General features: G+C 73.4%; 17 protein-coding genes. 4 read left to right on the top strand and 13 right to left on the bottom strand.

Going from position 1 to position 18074, the window contains the following annotated elements; all coding sequences use genetic code 11:
- Positions 1 to 257: 257 nt before the first annotated feature.
- The 8 genes from hisF to hisD form a co-directional block, all read right to left on the bottom strand.
- Positions 258 to 1013, bottom strand: a complete 756-nt coding sequence (gene hisF / locus ACGFS9_RS12465; protein ID WP_393252638.1) for an imidazole glycerol phosphate synthase subunit HisF — start codon at positions 1011 to 1013, stop codon at positions 258 to 260.
- Positions 1010 to 1423 (bottom strand): RidA family protein, encoded by a 414-nt coding sequence (locus tag ACGFS9_RS12470; protein ID WP_393252639.1) that lies wholly within the window; start codon positions 1421 to 1423, stop codon positions 1010 to 1012. The genes hisF and ACGFS9_RS12470 overlap by 4 nt, the downstream gene beginning before the upstream one ends.
- Positions 1420 to 2145: a bifunctional 1-(5-phosphoribosyl)-5-((5-phosphoribosylamino)methylideneamino)imidazole-4-carboxamide isomerase/phosphoribosylanthranilate isomerase PriA gene (gene priA / locus ACGFS9_RS12475; RefSeq protein WP_393252641.1), complete on the bottom strand. Its 726-nt coding sequence runs from the start codon at positions 2143 to 2145 to the stop codon at positions 1420 to 1422. The genes ACGFS9_RS12470 and priA overlap by 4 nt, the downstream gene beginning before the upstream one ends.
- Positions 2142 to 2783 (bottom strand): imidazole glycerol phosphate synthase subunit HisH, encoded by a 642-nt coding sequence (hisH, locus tag ACGFS9_RS12480; protein ID WP_393252642.1) that lies wholly within the window; start codon positions 2781 to 2783, stop codon positions 2142 to 2144. The genes priA and hisH overlap by 4 nt, the downstream gene beginning before the upstream one ends.
- A complete protein-coding gene (locus tag ACGFS9_RS12485; RefSeq protein ID WP_393252644.1) occupies positions 2780 to 2944 on the bottom strand; it encodes a hypothetical protein in 165 nt (54 codons plus the stop codon). The genes hisH and ACGFS9_RS12485 overlap by 4 nt, the downstream gene beginning before the upstream one ends.
- Before the next feature lie 85 nt (positions 2945 to 3029).
- Positions 3030 to 3623: an imidazoleglycerol-phosphate dehydratase HisB gene (hisB, locus tag ACGFS9_RS12490; RefSeq protein WP_393252646.1), complete on the bottom strand. Its 594-nt coding sequence runs from the start codon at positions 3621 to 3623 to the stop codon at positions 3030 to 3032.
- Positions 3620 to 4726, bottom strand: coding sequence for a histidinol-phosphate transaminase (locus tag ACGFS9_RS12495; protein WP_393252647.1), 1107 nt, complete (start codon positions 4724 to 4726; stop codon positions 3620 to 3622). Before ACGFS9_RS12495 ends, hisB begins: the two co-directional genes overlap by 4 nt.
- Complete coding sequence (gene hisD / locus ACGFS9_RS12500) at positions 4723 to 6072, bottom strand: histidinol dehydrogenase (protein ID WP_393252649.1); 1350 nt, start codon at positions 6070 to 6072, stop codon at positions 4723 to 4725. Before hisD ends, ACGFS9_RS12495 begins: the two co-directional genes overlap by 4 nt.
- 174 nt (positions 6073 to 6246) lie before the next feature.
- On the opposite strand from hisD, the gene ACGFS9_RS12505 reads away from it, so the two are divergent.
- The 3 genes from ACGFS9_RS12505 to ybaK all read left to right on the top strand — a co-directional run bounded on the left by ACGFS9_RS12505 (position 6247) and on the right by ybaK (position 9317).
- The gene (locus tag ACGFS9_RS12505) at positions 6247 to 7827 is read left to right on the top strand and encodes an oxidoreductase (protein ID WP_393252651.1); all 1581 of its coding nucleotides are present in this window, start codon (positions 6247 to 6249) and stop codon (positions 7825 to 7827) included.
- 231 nt (positions 7828 to 8058) lie between these two features.
- Complete coding sequence (locus ACGFS9_RS12510; RefSeq protein WP_393252653.1) at positions 8059 to 8799, top strand: LON peptidase substrate-binding domain-containing protein; 741 nt, start codon at positions 8059 to 8061, stop codon at positions 8797 to 8799.
- A 17-nt stretch (positions 8800 to 8816) separates the two neighbouring features.
- A complete protein-coding gene (gene ybaK / locus ACGFS9_RS12515) occupies positions 8817 to 9317 on the top strand; it encodes a Cys-tRNA(Pro) deacylase (RefSeq protein ID WP_393252655.1) in 501 nt (166 codons plus the stop codon).
- 478 nt (positions 9318 to 9795) lie between these two features.
- Here ybaK and ACGFS9_RS12520 read toward each other — a convergent pair whose 3' ends face one another.
- The 4 genes from ACGFS9_RS12520 to ACGFS9_RS12535 form a co-directional block, all read right to left on the bottom strand.
- A complete protein-coding gene (locus ACGFS9_RS12520) occupies positions 9796 to 10509 on the bottom strand; it encodes an AAA family ATPase (protein ID WP_393252656.1) in 714 nt (237 codons plus the stop codon).
- Between the two features lie 34 nt (positions 10510 to 10543).
- Positions 10544 to 11362 (bottom strand): ABC transporter permease, encoded by an 819-nt coding sequence (locus ACGFS9_RS12525; protein WP_393252658.1) that lies wholly within the window; start codon positions 11360 to 11362, stop codon positions 10544 to 10546.
- A gap of 89 nt (positions 11363 to 11451) precedes the next feature.
- Positions 11452 to 12477, bottom strand: coding sequence for an ABC transporter ATP-binding protein (locus ACGFS9_RS12530; RefSeq protein ID WP_393252660.1), 1026 nt, complete (start codon positions 12475 to 12477; stop codon positions 11452 to 11454).
- Between the two features lie 98 nt (positions 12478 to 12575).
- Positions 12576 to 13796: an NYN domain-containing protein gene (locus tag ACGFS9_RS12535; protein ID WP_393252661.1), complete on the bottom strand. Its 1221-nt coding sequence runs from the start codon at positions 13794 to 13796 to the stop codon at positions 12576 to 12578.
- A gap of 224 nt (positions 13797 to 14020) precedes the next feature.
- Here ACGFS9_RS12535 and ACGFS9_RS12540 point away from each other — a divergent pair, with 224 nt between their 5' ends.
- Positions 14021 to 14200 carry a hypothetical protein gene (locus ACGFS9_RS12540; protein WP_393252662.1) on the top strand — a complete coding sequence of 60 codons (180 nt, stop codon included), beginning with the start codon at positions 14021 to 14023 and terminating at the stop codon, positions 14198 to 14200.
- A gap of 151 nt (positions 14201 to 14351) precedes the next feature.
- On the opposite strand, the gene dnaE is transcribed toward ACGFS9_RS12540, so the two are convergent.
- Positions 14352 to 17891: a DNA polymerase III subunit alpha gene (gene dnaE, locus ACGFS9_RS12545; protein WP_393252663.1), complete on the bottom strand. Its 3540-nt coding sequence runs from the start codon at positions 17889 to 17891 to the stop codon at positions 14352 to 14354.
- Between the last annotated feature and the right edge of the window lie 183 nt (positions 17892 to 18074).

Consider the following 18074-nt stretch of genomic DNA (forward strand, 5'->3'; position numbering starts at 1 on the left):
GTGCCGGCGCCACGGCCGGCACGCCCCGTCGCGGCGCCGGCACCGCACGCGGGCACCGCGCAGGAGGGCGGACAGCGACGAGGGGGCCCCCCCCCCGCCGCCGCGGGGGGCCCCCCCCCGGCGCCCCCCCCCGGGCGGGCGCCGGCCCCCCCCGGGGGCCCCCGCGCCGGCGGGCCGCCCGCCCCCCGGCCCCCCCCCGGGCCCGCCGGGGCGCCCGGGGGGCGGGCCGTCGGTGTGCGGGTTCGCCGGGCGGGTCCTCAGCGCACGGGGTGCCCCGCGTCCCGCAGCGTCGCCTTGACCTCGCCGATCCGCAGATCACCGAAGTGGAAGACGGAGGCGGCCAGCACCGCGTCCGCTCCCGCGCCGATGGCGGGCGGGAAGTGGTCGAGCCGGCCCGCGCCACCGCTGGCGATCAGCGGCACGGTGACGTGCTTGCGGACGGCTTCGATCATCTCGATGTCGTAGCCGTCCTTCGTGCCGTCCGCGTCCATGGAGTTGAGCAGGATCTCGCCCGCGCCCAGCTCGGCGGCCCGGTGGGCCCATTCCACGGCGTCGATGCCGGTGCCCTGACGACCGCCGTGCGTGGTGACCTCGAAACCACCGCCCTCGGTCCGGCGCGCGTCCACGGAGAGCACCAGCACCTGCCGGCCGAACCGCTCGGCGATCTCGCGGATCAGGTCGGGCCGGGCGATCGCGGCCGTGTTGACGCCCACCTTGTCGGCACCGGCCCGCAGCAGCCGGTCGACGTCCTCGGCGGTGCGGACCCCGCCCCCGACCGTCAGCGGGATGAAGACCTGCTCGGCCGTGCGGCGCACCACGTCGTACGTGGTCTCGCGGTTGCCCGACGAGGCGGTGATGTCCAGGAACGTCAGCTCGTCGGCGCCCTCGGCGTCGTACACCTTGGCCATCTCGACCGGGTCGCCCGCGTCGCGCAGGTTTTGGAAGTTGACCCCCTTCACCACCCGGCCGCCGTCCACGTCCAGGCAGGGGATGACGCGCACCGCGAGACTCACGACGCCTCCTCTGCGGCCGGGCCGTCCGCGCGGAACGCCTCGACCTCGACCTCGACGACCAGGCGGGAGTCCACGAAACCGGACACGATGATCATCGAGGCGGCGGGGCGGACGGCGTCGAACAGCTCCTTGTGGGCGCGGCCGACCTCCTCCACGTCCCGGGCGTGCGTGATGTACATGCGGGTACGGACGACGTCGCCCGGGCCCAGGCCCAGTCGCTCCAGCGCCGCGAAGGCGACGGCGAAGGAGTTGACCGCCTGGTCGTAGGGGCCGCCCTCGGCGATCTGGCCGTCGACCACGGAGGTGCAGCCCGAGACGAGCACCAGGCCGTTCGGCAGCTCCACCGCGCGGGAGTACCCGAAGGCGTCCTCCCAGGGGGCGCCGGTGTTCACGCGCCGCAGGGCACTCACTTCGCCACCGCCTCCAGGGCCTCTTCCAGCGTGAAGGCCTTGGCGTACAGCGCCTTGCCGACGATCGAGCCCTCGACGCCCAGCGGCACCAGCTCGGCGATGGCGCGCAGGTCGTCCAGCGAGGACACCCCGCCGGAGGCGACCACCGGCCGGTCGGTCGCGGCGCACACGTTCCGCAGCAGTTCCAGGTTCGGGCCCTGGAGCGTGCCGTCCTTGGCGATGTCCGTCACCACGTAGCGGGCGCAGCCCTCGGAGTCGAGGCGCTCCAGCGTCTCGTACAGGTCGCCCCCGTCGCGGGTCCAGCCCCGGCCGCGCAGGGTCGTGCCCCGGACGTCGAGGCCGACCGCGATCTTGTCACCGTGCTCGGTGATGACCTTGGCCACCCACTCGGGGGTCTCCAGGGCGGCGGTGCCGAGGTTGACGCGGGTGCAGCCCGTGGCGAGCGCGGCCGCGAGGGAGGCGTCGTCGCGGATGCCGCCGGACAGCTCGACCTTGATGTCCATCGCGCGGGCCACCTCGGCGATCAGACCGCGGTTGTCGCCGGTGCCGAACGCGGCGTCCAGGTCGACGAGGTGCAGCCATTCGGCGCCCGCGCTCTGCCAGGCCAGCGCCGCTTCCAGCGGGGAGCCGTAGGAGGTCTCGGTCCCGGACTCGCCGTGCACCAGACGGACGGCCTGGCCGTCGCGGACGTCGACGGCGGGGAGGAGTTCGAGCTTGCTCACAGTGTTCCGATCCAGTTGGTGAGGAGCTGGGCTCCGGCGTCGCCGGACTTCTCGGGGTGGAACTGGGTGGCCCACAGGGCGCCGTTCTCGACGGCCGCCACGAAGGGCTTGCCGTGCGTGGACCAGCTCACCAGCGGCGGGCGCAGCAGCGGGTTGCCGGTCTCCATGGTCCAGTCGTGGACGGCGTAGGAGTGCACGAAGTAGAAGCGGGCGTCGGCGTCGAGGCCCGCGAACAGCTGCGAGCCGGCCGGGGCGTCCACCGTGTTCCAGCCCATGTGGGGTACGACGTCGGCCTGGAGCGGGCCGACCGTGCCGGGCCACTCGTCCAGGCCCTCGGTCTCCACTCCGTGCTCGATGCCGCGGGTGAAGAGGATCTGCATGCCGACGCAGATGCCCATGACGGGGCGGCCGCCGGCCAGCCGGCGGCCGATGATCCAGTCGCCGCGGGCCTGTGTGAGGCCCCGCATGCAGGCGGCGAAGGCGCCGACCCCGGGCACCAGCAGGCCGTCCGCGTTCATCGCGGTGTCGAAGTCGCGCGTGATCTCGACCTCGGCCCCGGTGCGGGCGAGGGCGCGCTCGGCGGACCGCACGTTGCCGAAGCCGTAGTCGAAGACGACGACCTTCCTGGCGGCGCTCACGCCCACACCTCCAGCCGCATGACGCCGGCGACGAGGCACATCGCGGCACCGATGGAGAGCAGGACGACGAGGCTCTTGGGCATGTCCTGCTTGACGAAGGAGTAGATGCCGCCGAGCAGGAACAGGCCGACGACGATGAGAATGCTGGAAAGCCCTGTCACAGTGTGGTCCCGTTCGCTTCTGCGCCCGCACAGCGCGGCGGCGCGGCCGTCGTCGTCCGCGGCCCGGTGGCCGCGCGTGCGCCGCTCACAGCGCGCCCTTGGTCGACGGAAGGATGCCCTCCGCGCGCGGGTCGCGCTCGGAGGCGTAGCGCAGGGCCCGGGCCAGCGCCTTGAACTGGCACTCCACGATGTGGTGCGCGTTGCGCCCGTACGGCACGTGGACGTGCAGGGCGATCTGCGCCTGGGCCACGAAGGACTCCAGGATGTGCCGGGTCATCGTGGTGTCGTACTCGCCGATCATCGGCGCCATCTTCTCGGGCTCGGTGTGCACGAGGTAGGGGCGGCCGGAGAGGTCGACGGTGACCTGGGCGAGGGACTCGTCCAGCGGGACGGTGCAGTTGCCGAACCGGTAGATGCCCACCTTGTCGCCGAGCGCCTGCCGGAAGGCGGCGCCGAGCGCGAGGGCGGTGTCCTCGATGGTGTGGTGGGAGTCGATGTGCAGGTCGCCCTCGGTCTTCACCGTCAGGTCGAACAGGCCGTGCCGGCCGAGCTGGTCGAGCATGTGGTCGTAGAAACCGACGCCGGTCGACACGTCGACCTTGCCCGAGCCGTCGAGGTCGATCTCGACGAGGACGGACGTCTCCTTCGTGACGCGCTCCACGCGTCCTACGCGGTTCATGCGCTCTGCTCCTTCTTCATGTCACGGACCGCGTCGAGGAACGCGTCGTTCTCCTGCGGGGTGCCGGCGGAGACCCGCAGCCACCCCGGTACGCCGTTGTCCCGGACCAGGACGCCCCGGTCGAGGATCCGCCGCCAGGCGTCGTGCGCGTCGGCGAACCGCCCGAACTGCACGAAGTTGGCGTCGGACTCGGTCACCTCGTAGCCGAGGGCGCGCAGTTCGGCGACCAGCCGGTCCCGCTCGGCCTTCAGCTGCTCCACGTAGCCGAGCAGGGTGTCGGTGTGCTCCAGGGCGGCCAGCGCGGTCGCCTGGGTGACGGCCGACAGGTGGTAGGGCAGCCGGACGAGCTGGACGGCGTCGACGACCGCGGGGTCGGCGGCGAGGTAGCCCAGCCGCAGGCCCGCCGCGCCGAACGCCTTCGACATCGTGCGGGAGACGACGAGGCGCGGCCTCCCTTCGAGCAGCGGCAGCAGCGAGTCGCCGTGGCTGAACTCCACGTACGCCTCGTCGACGACGACCATCGAGGGCTTGGCGGCCTGCGCGGCCTCGTAGAGCGCGAGGACCGTCTCCGCCGGCACCGCGTTGCCCGTCGGGTTGTTGGGCGTGGTGACGAACACGACGTCGGGGCGGTTCTCGGCGATCGCCTTCTCGGCGGCGGCGAGGTCGATGGCGAAGTCCGCGCCGCGCGGGCCGGCGATCCAGCCGGTGCCGGTGCCGCGCGCGATGAGCGCGTGCATCGAGTACGACGGCTCGAAGCCGATGGCGGTGCGGCCGGGCCCGCCGAAGGTCTGCAGGAGCTGCTGGATGACCTCGTTGGAGCCGTTGGCCGCCCACACGTTCTGCGTGCGGACCGGGTGCCCGCCGGTCTTCGTGAGGTACTCGGCCAGCCGGGTGCGCAGCTCGACCGCGTCCCGGTCGGGGTAGCGGTTGAGCCCGCGGGCCGCCGCGCGGACCCGCTCGGCGATCCGCTCGACGAGCGGATCGGGCAGCGGGTAGGGGTTCTCGTTGGTGTTCAGCCGGACCGGGACGTCCAGTTGCGGCGCCCCGTAGGGGGACTTGCCGCGCAGTTCGTCGCGGACGGGGAGATCGTCGATGCCGGTCACGTGCCCTCCGGTGCCTTCCATCCGCGCGACAGCCGGTCGTCGCCGACGAAACGCGCCTTGATCGCCGCGCCGTGGGCCGGCAGGTCCTCCGCCTCCGCGAGCGTCACCACGTGGTGGGCGACGTCGGCGAGGGCGTCCCGGGTGTAGTCGACGATGTGGACGCCGCGCAGGAACGACTGGACGGACAGGCCCGAGGAGTGGCAGGCGCAGCCGCCGGTGGGCAGGACGTGGTTCGAGCCGGCCGCGTAGTCGCCGAGCGAGACCGGGGCCCAGGGGCCGACGAAGATCGCTCCGGCGTTCCTGACCCGGTCGGCCACGGCCTGCGCGTCCGCCGTCTGGATCTCCAGGTGCTCGGCGCCGTAGGCGTTCACCACGCGCAGGCCCTCCTCGACACCGTCGACCAGGACGATCGCGGACTGCCGGCCGTTCAGGGCCGGCACGATCCGGTCCTCGATGTGCCGGGTGGCCGCGACCTGCGGTTCCAGCTCCTTGACCACGGCGTCCGCGAGGGCCTCGGAATCGGTGACCAGGACGGCTGCGGCCAGCGGGTCGTGCTCGGCCTGGCTGATCAGGTCGGCGGCGACGTGCACCGGGTCGGCGGTGTCGTCCGCGAGGACGGCGATCTCGGTCGGCCCGGCCTCGGCGTCGATGCCGATGCGGCCGGTGAAGTAGCGCTTGGCCGCCGCGACCCAGATGTTGCCGGGACCGGTCACCATGTCGACGGAGGGGCAGGACTCGGTGCCGTACGCGAACATCGCGACGGCCGTGGCGCCGCCGGCCGCGTACACCTCGTCGACGCCGAGGAGGGCGCAGGCTGCGAGGATCGTGGGGTGCGGGAGGCCGCCGAACTCGGCCTGGGCCGGCGACGCGAGCGCGACGGACCCGACGCCCGCCTCCTGCGCCGGGACCACGTTCATGATCACGGACGAGGGGTAGACGGAGCGCCCGCCCGGCGCGTACAGCCCGACCCGGTCGACCGGGATCCACTTCTCGGTGACCGTGCCGCCGGGCACCACCCGGGTGGTGTGGGTCGTGCGGCGCTGCGCGCGGTGGACGAGGCGCGCGCGGCGGATGGACTCCTCCAGCGCCGCCCGCACGGCGGGGTCGAGGCGCTCCAGCGCGTCGGTGAGGGCTTCGGCCGGGACCCGGACGGAGTCCAGCCGGACACCGTCGAACTTCTCGGCGAAGTCGATCAGCGCCGCGTCGCCTCGATGATGCACGGCCTCGCAGATCGGCCGCACCTTCTCCAGGGCGGCCGAGACGTCGAAGTCGGCTCGGGGCAGCAGGTCGCGCAGGGCGGACCCCTCGGGGAGGGCGTCGCCGCGCAGATCGATTCGGGAGATCACGGACCCAATTCTCTCAGACGGCGCGCGAGCGCCGGACGCCCGTATCAATGGCTGATACAAGCCGTCTTCGGCTCCGCGGAGGATCGTCTTCACCGATTGCGTTCGGGCGCTCACCCAGCGGGCATGGCACGCAGGGACGAGACCCGCGGTTAACCGGGGAGGAAGGGGCGTGCCGTGACCGAGCGTGCCGGCCTGCGCACCGGGGACCTGCCGGACGAGCTGACCGCCGCCGAGGCCGGGATGTGGCAGGCGTTCCGCAACGGCAGCACCTACGATCTGCGCTGCGGGGACGGCGTGGCGGACGATCCGCACGGAGGCCGCCCCTGGGGCCCCGAACGGCGGGTCCGCGCCCGGATCGTGGCGTGGCTGCTCCTCGACGGGCCGCCTCCCCTCCAGGGCCGGGTCGCCTCGCTGAAGCTGACCGGGCTGCTGATCACCGGCGTGCTCGACCTCGCGGGCGGCACGGTGGTGCCGTACGTGGAGCTGCGGGGGTGCCGCTTCGCGGAGGAGGTCCTGCTGCCGGAGACGCGCTTCACGACGGTGCGGCTGGTGGACTGCTCGGTGCCGCGGCTGGAGGCGGCCCGGCTGCACACGGAGGGCGACCTGCACCTGCCGCGCTGCCGCTTCCGCAACGGCGTCCGGCTGACGGACGCGCACATCGGCACGGACCTGCTGCTCAACCAGGCCGTCGTCCACCGCGACCGGCGCGGCCACTCCATCACCGGCGACGGCATGACGGTCGGCCAGGACCTTCAGGCGGAGATGCTGGAGTCGTACGGGGAGCTGAGCCTGCGCGGTGCGACCGTCGGCGTGTCGCTGAGCCTGCGGGGCAGCCGGCTCGTCAATCCCTCCTCCCGGCACGCCCTCAACGCCCCTCAGCTGACCGTCAACCGCACGGTGTACCTGACCCCGGCCGGCCTCGGCAATCCGGTGCTGACCAGCGGTACCACTCCGGCCCGCGGCACGCTGGTGCAGCGGTTCGAGTGCCGGGGCGGCGTCCGCCTGGACGACGGGCGGTTCGGGGACGCCCTGGACCTGGAGCGGGCCCGGTTCGTCCTCGGCGACGACCAGGAGCTGTCGCTGCGCCGGGTGCAGACTCCGGAGCTGCGCTTCCTCGGGGAGGCGCCGGAGCGCGGCAGGGTCGTGCTGTCCGGCGCGCGGATCGTCACGCTGGTCGACCGGGCGTCGAGCTGGCCCGCGCCCGGCGCCCTGCACATGGGCGGCTTCGGCTACGAGAGCCTGGTACCGCAGGGCGCCTTCCCGCTGGCCCGGCGCCTGGAGTGGGTGGCGGCGGCGACCGCCGAGTACCAGCCGGAGCCGTACGAGCGGCTGGCCGCCGTCCTGCGCAACTCCGGCGAGGACGAGGACGCCCGCGAGGTGCTGCTGGCCAAGCAGCGCCGCCGCCGGGAGACCCTGCCGCCGGCCGCCAAGCTGTGGGGGTACGCGCAGGACTGGACGGTCGCCTACGGGTACCGGCCGGGGCGCGCGGCGCTGTGGATGGCGGTGCTGTGGGCGGCGGCTGCGGTCGCGTTCGCGCACGCCGACCATCCGCCGGTGGACGGCGACGCGCATCCGCAGTGGAACGCCCCGCTGTACGCGCTGGACCTGCTGCTGCCCGTGATCGACCTGGGCCAGGTCGGTTCCTGGCAGCTGCGCGGCGTCTGGCAGTGGGTGTCCGCCGCGGTGATCCTCCTCGGCTGGACCCTGGCGACGACGGTGGCCGCCGGGGCGACCCGGCTGCTGCGGCGCGGCTGAGGCCGGGCCGCGACGCCGGGCGCGCCACGCGCCCGGACCGGGCCGGTCCGCCCGTTCGGCGGTGTGCGGGGGCGTCCGTCCGGGGCCGGTGCCGGGGCCTGGGACGCGGGGCGGGGCACCCTGTGGGCGCCCGGGCGCGGGCACCGCGGGCGGGCGGGAGCGGGCACCGCGGACCGGCGGGAGCGGGCACCGCGGACGGGCCGGCGCCGGCGACCATTAGGCTTTCGCGTCGTGACCACCGTCCGGCTCCCGCTCTTCCCCCTGAACTCGGTGCTGTTCCCCGGGCTCGTGCTTCCTCTGAACGTGTTCGAGGAGCGCTATCGCGCGATGATGCGCGACCTGCTCAAGATCGCCGAGGACGAACCGCGCCGCTTCGCGGTCGTCGCGATCCGCGACGGCCACGAGGTGTCGCCCAGCGCCCCCGGCATGCCCGACCAGACCGCCGTGCCCGAGCGCGGGCCCGCGGCCGGTTTCGGCGACGACCCCGCCAGGGCCTTCCACGCGGTGGGCTGCATCGCGGACGCCGCGACCGTCCGGGAGCGCGCCGACGGCAGCTTCGAGGTCCTGGCGACCGGCACCACCCGCGTGCGGCTGCTGTCCGTGGACGCCTCCGGCCCGTACCTGACCGCGGAGCTGGAGGAGCTGGAGGAGGACCCCGGCGAGGAGGCCGGCGCGCTCGCCGAGGGCGTGCTGCGCGCCTTCCGCCAGTACCAGAAGCGGCTGGCCGGGGCGCGGGAACGCTCGCTGTCGACGGGCGCGGACCTGCCGGACGAGCCGGCCGTGGTGTCGTACCTGGTGGCCGCCGCGGTCATGCTGGACGTCCCGGCCCGGCAGAGTCTGCTCCAGGCCCCGGACGTGGCCTCCCGGCTGCGCGAGGAGCTGAAACTGCTGCGCACGGAGACGGCCATCATCCGTAACCTGCCGTCGTTGCCCGCGTCCGAACTGACGCGCGGCCCGACGAGCCTGAACTGACGCATGCGGGAAGGTCGATGGCGAAGAAGCCGAGGAAACAGCAGCCCGGCGGCACCCCGGCGACGGTGGCGCTGACGCAGGCGGGCGTGGCGTACACCGTCCACGCCTACGAGCACGACCCGTCCCACCCGTCGTACGGCGAGGAGGCCGCCGAGGCCATGGGGGTCTCCCCGGACCGGGTCTTCAAGACGCTGGTGGCGGACGTGGACGGCGCGCTGGTGGTCGCCGTGGTGCCGGTGGCGGGTTCGCTCGACCTGAAGGCCCTGGCCACCGCGGTCGGCGGGAAGCGGGCGGTGATGGCGGACCCGGCGGCGGCGGAGCGCACGACGGGCTACGTGCGGGGCGGCATCTCACCGCTCGGCCAGCGCAAGCGGCTCCGCACGGTGCTCGACGCCTCGGCGTCGGCCCACGCGACCGTCTGCGTCTCGGCGGGCCGTCGCGGCCTGGAGGTCGAGCTGTCCCCGGACGATCTGGCCCGGCTCACCGGGGCGGTGTCCGCGCCCGTCGGACGCCCGTGATCCGGCGGCGGGGGGGGGGGGGGGGGGGCGCGCGGGGGGGGGGGGGCCCCCCCCCGCGCGGCCGCGGGGCCCCCCCCGGCCCCCCCCCCCCCCCGGGCGCCCCCCCCCCCCCCCCCCCCGCGGCCACCCGGTGATGGCGCTCGGCGGTCGCCCTTTCGCCTCGCCCCCGGCCGGCGGGCTCGTGCCGTCGTGCCCGCGCGCCGGGGCCCCGAAGCAGCGGCGCAGGTCGTCCGCCACCCGCTCCGCATCCTGGAACGACGTGCGGGCGCTGCCCCACAACGGACGGCTCCCCGCCGAGGCCGGCCGGCACGGCCGCAGGTCGGAGGAGGCGCGCCGCGGCGCCCGGCGCATCGGGGCGGGCCACGCTCCGGCCCACGGGGGCCGTCCGGCGTGACCGCCCGGCGCATCACGGCACCGGCGGCCAAGGTCCCGCGCGGAGTCCCGCGACCGGCCGGTGCGGTGCCGGGGGGACCGTGGCCTATGCGGCGGGCGGGCCGGGCTGTGCGGGCCCGCCCCCCGGATAGGCGCCCTGCTGCTCGTAGGGGTCGGGGTCACGGGGGCCGAACAGGGCCGTGAGGCCCAGATGGACCACCAGGGCGGCCAGCGACCACGCCAGCAGCGCGCCCTTGGCGCCGAGCTTCAGCGGCGCGGAGAACACCACGCCCTTGCCGACGGCCTTGGCGTGCGCCACCACGTTCTGCGTCGGCCCGAGCCAGACCCCGATCCGCCAGGCCAGCAGCGAGCCGAGCAGGCCGCCCACGGCCAGCGCGGCCACCAGGGGGACGCCGCCGCGCCGGCGCAGCAGGAACACCACCAGCGCGCTGAGCGCGCCGAAGCCCAGGGCGAGCAGAGTGAACGTTCCATCGACGCCGATGGCCTGCTCCCCCTCGGTGTCCTTGAGGTACACCGCGGTGTCGTCCGCGATCAGCGGCACGTGGGGAGCCAGCCACCACCACAGGACTCCGAGCAGCGCCCCCGCGAGTGCCACCGCCGCCGTGATCACGGCGGCTTCCCGCAGTTCGGTCTTCATCCCGGGTCCGTCCTGTCCGTAGGAGACCTCGTGGACGGCCGGGTACGCGGGGTGCGCCGCGGACCCGGGCGGCTGCGGGGCCTGCCAGGCATGGTGCGGTTCCTGCCGGTGCTGGGGGGACTGTTCGTGCGGCGGCGGAGGTGGAGTCAGCGGAGCGGTCACCCTGACATCGTGCCAGGCCCCGTCGTCACCCGCGTCACCGGACGGCCGCCCGGCGGTAGGCCCAGGTCGCCAGGGCCAGGGAGACGGCCCCGACGCCGGCGCACACGGCCAGGTCACCGAGCACCACCGCCCAGGCGGGGTGCGCGCCGAAGGTCCGGGCGAACGCCTCGACGCCGTAGGTCGAGGGCAGCAGATCGCGGGCGTAGCGCACCGCGTCCGGCATCCGGTCGGCCGGCAGGACGCCCAGCAGCAGCGCGGCCGACATGCCGAGCTGCCCGAGCAGCGTGGCCAGCTCGGGCCGCGGCGCGAGCAGCCCGAACGCCGCCCCGAGCCCGGCGAGCGCGGCTCCGGCGAGCGGCACGACGGCGGCGAGCACCCACAGATGGGCGACCGGCAGGCCGAAGAGCACGCAGCCGAAGACGGCGGTGACCACGGTGCCGGGCACCGTGAAGGACGCGTACGCGGCGGCGGCGCCGAGCACCACGGCGGCCGGCGGCACCGGGAGGGTCGCGTAGTGGTCGAGCCCGCCGCTGGCCCTGAGCTGCCCGAAGTACTGGGCGAGCAGGTTGAGGGCGACGAAGGCGACGACCAGGACGGTCGATCCGGCCACCACGGCCCGCGCCTCGGTCCCGCCGTCCACCACCCCGCGCATCATGATCATGATGCCGACGGACTGGAAGGTGGCCACGAACAGCAGCGGGATGCGCGCGACGCGGGCCCGGGAGAGCTGCGCCCGGTACACCGCGGCCAGCGACGGCCACAGCCGGGCGCGCGGCCCCAGCGCGGCGGCGCCCGCGTCCGCGGCCGGGGGCGGCGCACCGCCGGGGACCACTGCGGCGGGTACGGCACTCACGTCGGGCTGCTTCCCTTCACTGCGGCGGCCGTCCCGTTCGGCACACGGACGGCTCCCCCCTTCCGTCACGGACCGCGCGCTGCTCACGCTCACGCCTTCACCAGTCCCCCGGTCGCGTGGCCGCCCAGGGCCAGGTAGACGTCCTCCAGGCTGGGTGTGGCCAGGGTGAAGTCGTCCAGTGCGGCGAACGCGGCGCCTCCGGTGACCGTGGCGACGGCCGCGCGGGCCTCCTCCGGTGCGAGGCGCAGGGTCCAGCGGCGGCCCGACTCCACCGCGCGGTCGCGCAGCGCGGCGACCTCGGGGACCTGGAGGGGGGCGCCGCTGCGCCAGACGAGGTCCACCCGCACCTCGCCGGCGACGCGTTCCTTGAGGCCCGCCGGGGTGTCACAGGCGATGACCCGCCCGTCGTCCAGCACGGCGACCCGGTCGAGGACGGTCTCCGCCTCGATGACGTTGTGGGTGACGAGCAGGACGGTGGCGCCCTGTTCCGCCCGGCGCCGGTCGACGGCCGCCCAGACGGCGCGCCGGGCGACCGGGTCCATGCCGGTGGTGGGTTCGTCGAGGACCAGCAGCGGGCGGCGCCCGACGAGCGCTGCCGCCAGGCAGGCGAGCCGGCGCTGTCCGCCGGACAGCTTCTTCAGGGGGCGCGAGGCGAGCGCGGCCAGCCCCAGCTCGTCGAGGACGGCGTCCCGCTCGGCCCGCGCCGTGCGCCGGTCGAGGCCGCGCAGCCGCCCGGTCGTCTCGGCGGCGAGGGCGACGGTCAGCTCGTCCAGGGCGGAGGACTCCTGCCCCAGGTAGGCGAGGATGCGTGCGGCCCGCTCGGGGTGGCGCACGATGTCGTGGCCGAGGATCTCGACGCTGCCGCCGTCGGGGCGCATCAGGCCGGTCAGCTGGCGCACCAGGGTGGACTTGCCCGCGCCGTTCGGCCCGAGGAGTCCGAAGATCTCGCCGCGGCGGATGTCCAGGCACACTCCGTCGGTGGCTCTGACCTCGGGTGTCGCCGGGGCGCCCCGCCGGCCGCGGACGGCCGGGTAGGTCTTGGTCAGACCGCGCACGGCGCAGGCGACATCGTCGCCGTGTCCCGTCCGGACCGTCTGTGCCGTGCGCGTACTCACGAAGGACGAGAGTACGGGGTCCGATGCCCCGTTATGCGCCCGGGGCCGCGGCTCGCGCCCCTGCGGGGGGCTCGGCCGGGGCCGCCGCGGGCCCTGGATCATTCCCCGGCGGGTGCGTGTTCGGCGGTGGTGCGCCCGTCGATCTCACGCCAGAACCCGGCCCGGATCGCGTACCGGTCGTGCTCGTCGATCTGGTCGTCCTTGTGCGCGAGCAGGCCGAAGCGGGCCGCGTAGCGCAGCAGTTCGCCGTCCACCCGGTGCGGGACGCGCGGGTACATGGCCGACAGCTTCTGCAGATGCCCGGCGTCGGTGAGGCGGGCCGTCCAGCGGCGGGCGAAGACCTGCCCGACCTCGAAGGGGTCGCCGCCGACGGTGGTGATGTCCTCCTCGCGGTCCGCCCAGCGCTGCTCGGCGGAGGTGAGCTGCGCGAGGGTGGGCAGGGCGGCGGCCTCGGGCGGCTCGGCCCCGCCGCCCGGGCGGTCCACCCAGCCCCGGTCCGAGGACCAGCGCAGCGTGGCGTTCGCCGGATGCTGCGCGGCGTGGGCGGCGCCCGGTCCGCGCAGTGCGGCCAGGTCCTTGGGGGTCGGCACGCCCTTGGGGGCGGAGCCCCGCTCCTGCGCGCCGTTGCGGGCGTCGGCGGCCTGCTGGTGCTCGGGCTCCGGGGCGGAGCGCTCGGCCGCCGCCGCGAGGGACGACTCGGGCAGCGGCGCGGAGAGGATGGCGGCGATCTCCGGACGGGGCACCGGTGGCGTCGCGCACACGCCGCCGAGATCCTTCGCGCGGACGGCCCGGGTGATCCACTCGCGGTCGAGCACCCGCCGCTCGTCCGCCTCGGCCACCAGGTCCTCGGACTGGTTGTAGTCGCCGTCCGCGGCCTGCACGGCCCACAGGTGGACGGCGACGCCGTGCTCCTTGGCGGCCATCATGCCCGGCAGCAGGTCGCCGTCGCCGGTCACCAGGACCACGTCGGAACAGGCCCGGTTGCGCGCCAGTTCGGTCAGTTCGGCGTGCATCGCGGCGTCCACGCCCTTCTGCGCCCAGCGTCCGTCGCTGCGGGTCAGCGCGCCGAGCCGCACGGTCACCCTCGGCATCACCCGCAGCCTGCGGTGCTCGGGCTGCGGGACGCGGTCGGGGGCGCCGTCGAACCAGTAGATGCGCAGCAACGGCCGTTCGGTGTCGGACTCGGCGCGCTCGCGCAGTCCCTGGATGAGGGCGGCGTGGTCGACGGTGATCCGGGACCGCGAGGGCTCCCCGGCGAGCAGGCTGGCGGCAGCCCCGAGCAGATACCCGGCGTCCACCAGGACGATGCAGCGGTCCACGCGGTCCACCCTCTTTCCGGGAGGTTTGCTTCGGGCTTCCCTGGAGTCTGCCCGACCCTGCGGAGGTTAACGGCCGGAACTCGATCTTCGGCGTGGCGGATCGGGAGAGCGCGCGCCGACCGGGCTTGTCACGCACGGTAATTCTACGAAATGCGCCACTTGCCAGCCTATGTGAATCTGGTCGCGGCCCTGGTCCCGGATCTTCTTACAGGAGGCAGACCACCATGGCGAAGAACAAGAACCGCAAGCAGAGCAGCCAGCAGGACCGCTCCTCGCAGGCCGAGCGTGCGCAGGAGCGGGCGCAGCGGTCGTCGGCGGAGGCGCAGCAGTCGCCGCTGTCGCAGGCGCAGGGCAGCCCGGCCGACGTGGCCCGCAGGCACCAGAAGCGCTTCGGCCACAACTGAGGCCGCTGCGTGGACTGTTGAGGTCCAGGGTCCGTAGCGAAGGCCCACCGGGCCGCGTCCGGCCCGGACAGGACGCGAGGGCGCATCCGCAGGCGGATGCGCCCTCGCGCGCGTGGTGCGGCCGGCTCGCCCCGGGGCGGCCGGCGGGTGCTCAGCCGGCCAGGCAGGAGGGGCCGAGGAGGACCTTCAGGTCGCCGAAGAGCGCGGGATCCGGCTTCACGCGGTGCCGGTCGAGCCGCAGGACCGTGGTCTTGCGCGGGCCCTGGAGCCTGATGCGGACCTCGCTCTCCCCCTTGTGGTGGCTGAGGATCTCGCCGAGGCGGCTGACCATGGGCGGGGTGACCTTGAGCGCCGGGATGGTGAGGATCACGGGGGCGTTGGTGCCGGCGTTGGAGAGGTCGGGGACCTGGAGTTCCATCGCGACCAGGCGCGGCACGTCCTCGCGCTTGTCGAGCCGTCCCTTGACGAAGACGACCGCGTCCTCGACGAGTTGGGTCGAGACGAGCTGGTAGGTCGCCGGGAAGAACATGCACTCGATGGATCCGGCGAGGTCCTCCACGGTGGCGATCGCCCACGCGTTGCCCTGCTTGGTCATCTTGCGCTGGAGGCCCGAGATGATGCCGCCGATGGTGACGACCGCGCCGTCCCCGTGCTCCCCGCCGGTGAGCTGGGAGATGCCCGCGTCGGCCTTGTCGGACAGGACGTGCTCCAGGCCGAACAGCGGGTGGTCGGAGACGTAGAGGCCGAGCATCTCCCGCTCCTGGGCGAGCAGGTAGACCTTGTCCCACTCGTCGGTGGTGAACTCCACGTCCAGCCCGAAGCCGGGCTCGCCGCCGGTTTCGTCGCCCATGCCGCCGAAGAGGTCGAACTGCCCCTCGGCCTCCTTGCGCTTGACCGCGACCACGTTGTCGATCATCGGCTCGAACTGCGCGGTGAGGCCCTTGCGGGTGTGCCCCATCGTGTCGAACGCGCCCGCCTTGATCAGCGACTCCGTGGTGCGCTTGTTGCAGGCGACGGCCTCGACCTTGTCGAGGTAGTCGGGGAAGGAGGCGTACTTCCCCTTGGCCTTGCGGCTGCGGATGATCGACTCCACCACGTTCGTCCCGACGTTGCGGACGGCGGAGAGGCCGAAGAGGATCACGTCGTCGCCCTGGGCGGCGAAGTTCTGCTCGGACTCGTTCACGTCCGGCGGCAGGACCTTGATGCCCATGCGGCGGCACTCGTTGAGGTAGACGGCCGACTTGTCCTTGTCGTCCTTGACCGAGGTGAGCAGGGCGGCCATGTACTCGGCCGGGTAGTTCGCCTTCAGGTAGCCGGTCCAGTAGGAGACCAGTCCGTAGGCGGCGGAGTGCGCCTTGTTGAAGGCGTAGCCGGCGAAGGGGACCAGGACGTCCCACAGGGCCTGGATCGCCTCGTCGCTGTAGTCGTTCTTGCGGGCGCCCTCCTGGAAGAGGACGAAGTTCTTCGCCAGCTCGTCGGGCTTCTTCTTGCCCATGACGCGGCGCAGGATGTCGGCCTCGCCGAGCGAGTACCCGGCGATGATCTGGGCGGCCTTCTGGACCTGCTCCTGGTAGACGATCAGGCCGTAGGTGACCGCGAGGACCTCCTGGAGCGGCTCCTCCAGCTCCTTGTGGATCGGGGTGATCTCCTGGCGGCCGTTCTTGCGCTCCGCGTAGTTGATGTGCGAGTTCATGCCCATCGGGCCCGGCCGGTACAGGGCCGAGACGGCGGAGATGTCCTCGAAGTTGTCGGGCTGCATCTGGCGCAGCAGCGAGCGCATCGGGCCGCCGTCGAACTGGAAGACGCCGAGGGTGTCGCCGCGGCAGAGCAGTTCGAAGGTCTTCGGGTCGTCCAGCGGCAGGGCGAGCATCTCCAGGTCGATGCCCTTGTTGGCCTTCACCATCTTGATGGCGTCGTCCATGATCGTGAGGTTGCGCAGGCCGAGGAAGTCCATCTTCAGCAGGCCCAGCGACTCGCACTGGGGGTAGTCCCACTGCGTGATGGTGACGCCGTCGGTGTGCCGCACCCAGATCGGGGCGTGGTCCACGATCGGCTCGCTGGACATGATCACGCCGGCCGCGTGCACGCCCATCTGCCGGACCAGCCCCTCGACGCCCTTGGCGGTGTCGATGACCTTCTTGACGTCCGGTTCGTTCTCGTACATCCCGCGGATCTCGCCGGCCTCGCCGTAGCGCGGGTGGGCGGGGTCGGTGATGCCGCTCAGGTCGATGCCCTTGCCGAGGACGTCGGCGGGCATGGCCTTGGTGAGGCGGTCGCCCATCGCGTACGGGTAGCCCAGGACGCGCGCGGAGTCCTTGATCGCGTTCTTCGCCTTGATCTTGCCGTAGGTGCCGATCATGGCGACCTTGTCGGCGCCGTACTTCTCGGTCACGTACCGGATCACCTCGACGCGCCTGCGCTCGTCGAAGTCGATGTCGACGTCGGGCATGGAGACGCGCTCGGGGTTGAGGAACCGCTCGAAGATCAGGCCGTGCGGGATCGGGTCGAGGTCGGTGATGCCCATGGCGTACGCGACGATCGAGCCGGCCGCGGAGCCACGGCCCGGGCCGACCGCGATGCCCTGCTTCTTGGCCCACATGATGAAGTCGGCGACGACGAGGAAGTACCCGGGGAACCCCATCTGGATGATGACGTCCATCTCGTACTCCGCCTGCTTCTGGCGGTCCTCGGGGACGCCGCCGGGGAAGCGGCGCTCCATGCCGCGGCGCACCTCCTCCTGGAACCAGGTGACCTCGGTGAAGCCCTCGGGGATGTCGAACTTCGGCATGAGGTTCTTCGCCTCGAACATGCCGGTCGTGTCGATCTGCTCGGCGACCAGGAGGGTGTTGGCGCAGCCCTCCTGCCAGGCGTCCGAGGAGTCGACGGCGTACATCTCGTCCGTCGACTTCAGGTAGTAGCCGGTGCCGTCGAAGCGGAAGCGGTCGGGGTCGGAGAGGTTCTTGCCGGTCTGGATGCACAGCAGCGCGTCGTGGGCGGTCGCCTCGTGCGCGTACGTGTAGTGCGAGTCGTTCGTCACCAGGGGCGGGATGCCGAGCTTCCTGCCGATCTCCAGCAGCCCGTCGCGGACCCGGCGCTCGATCTCGATGCCGTGGTCCATCAGCTCCAGGAAGTAGCGGTCCTTGCCGAAGATGTCCTGGTACTCGGCGGCCGACTTCAGGGCCTCGTCGAAGTGGCCGAGGCGGAGCCTGGTCTGCAGTTCGCCGGAGGGGCAGCCGGTGGAGGCGATGAGTCCCTCGGACCACTGGGAGATCGTCTCCTTGTCCATCCGGGGCCACTTCTGGAGCCAGCCCTCGGCGTAGGCGTCCGAGGAGAGCTTGAAGAGGTTGTGCAGGCCGGTGCGGTTCGCCGCCCAGATCGTCTTGTGCGTGTAGCCACCCGAACCGGACACGTCGTCGCGCTTCTGGTGGGGCTGGCCCCACTGGATCTTGCGCTTGTTGCGCCGGGACTCGGGAGCGACGTACGCCTCGATGCCGATGATCGGCGTGACCCCCGCCTTCTTCGCCGAGTGGAAGAAGTCGTACGCACCGTGCAGGTTGCCGTGGTCGCTCATCGCGATGTGGGTCATGCCCATGTCGTTGCACGCGTCGAACATGTCCTTGAGCCGCGCGGCACCGTCCAGCAGCGAGTACTGGGTGTGGACGTGCAGGTGCGTGAACGGCGGCTTCGACACGGTTGCGGCCTCCAGGGGGAACGGCGGGCGACAGGCTGCGGGCAGTCTGGTGGGACAGCGTCGAAGTCTATGACGCGCGACCGACAGCGCGGGGCGTCATCCGTACCGTGGGGTGGGTCGCGCGGTCCGGGGCGGGCGACCGCGGCCGGGGGCCGGGCACTCCGGCGCAGGTTCGTCCGTTGG

The sequence above is a fragment of the Streptomyces sp. NPDC048566 genome (assembly GCF_043199735.1).
In the GTDB taxonomy this organism is placed as follows: Bacteria; Actinomycetota; Actinomycetes; order Streptomycetales; family Streptomycetaceae; genus Streptomyces.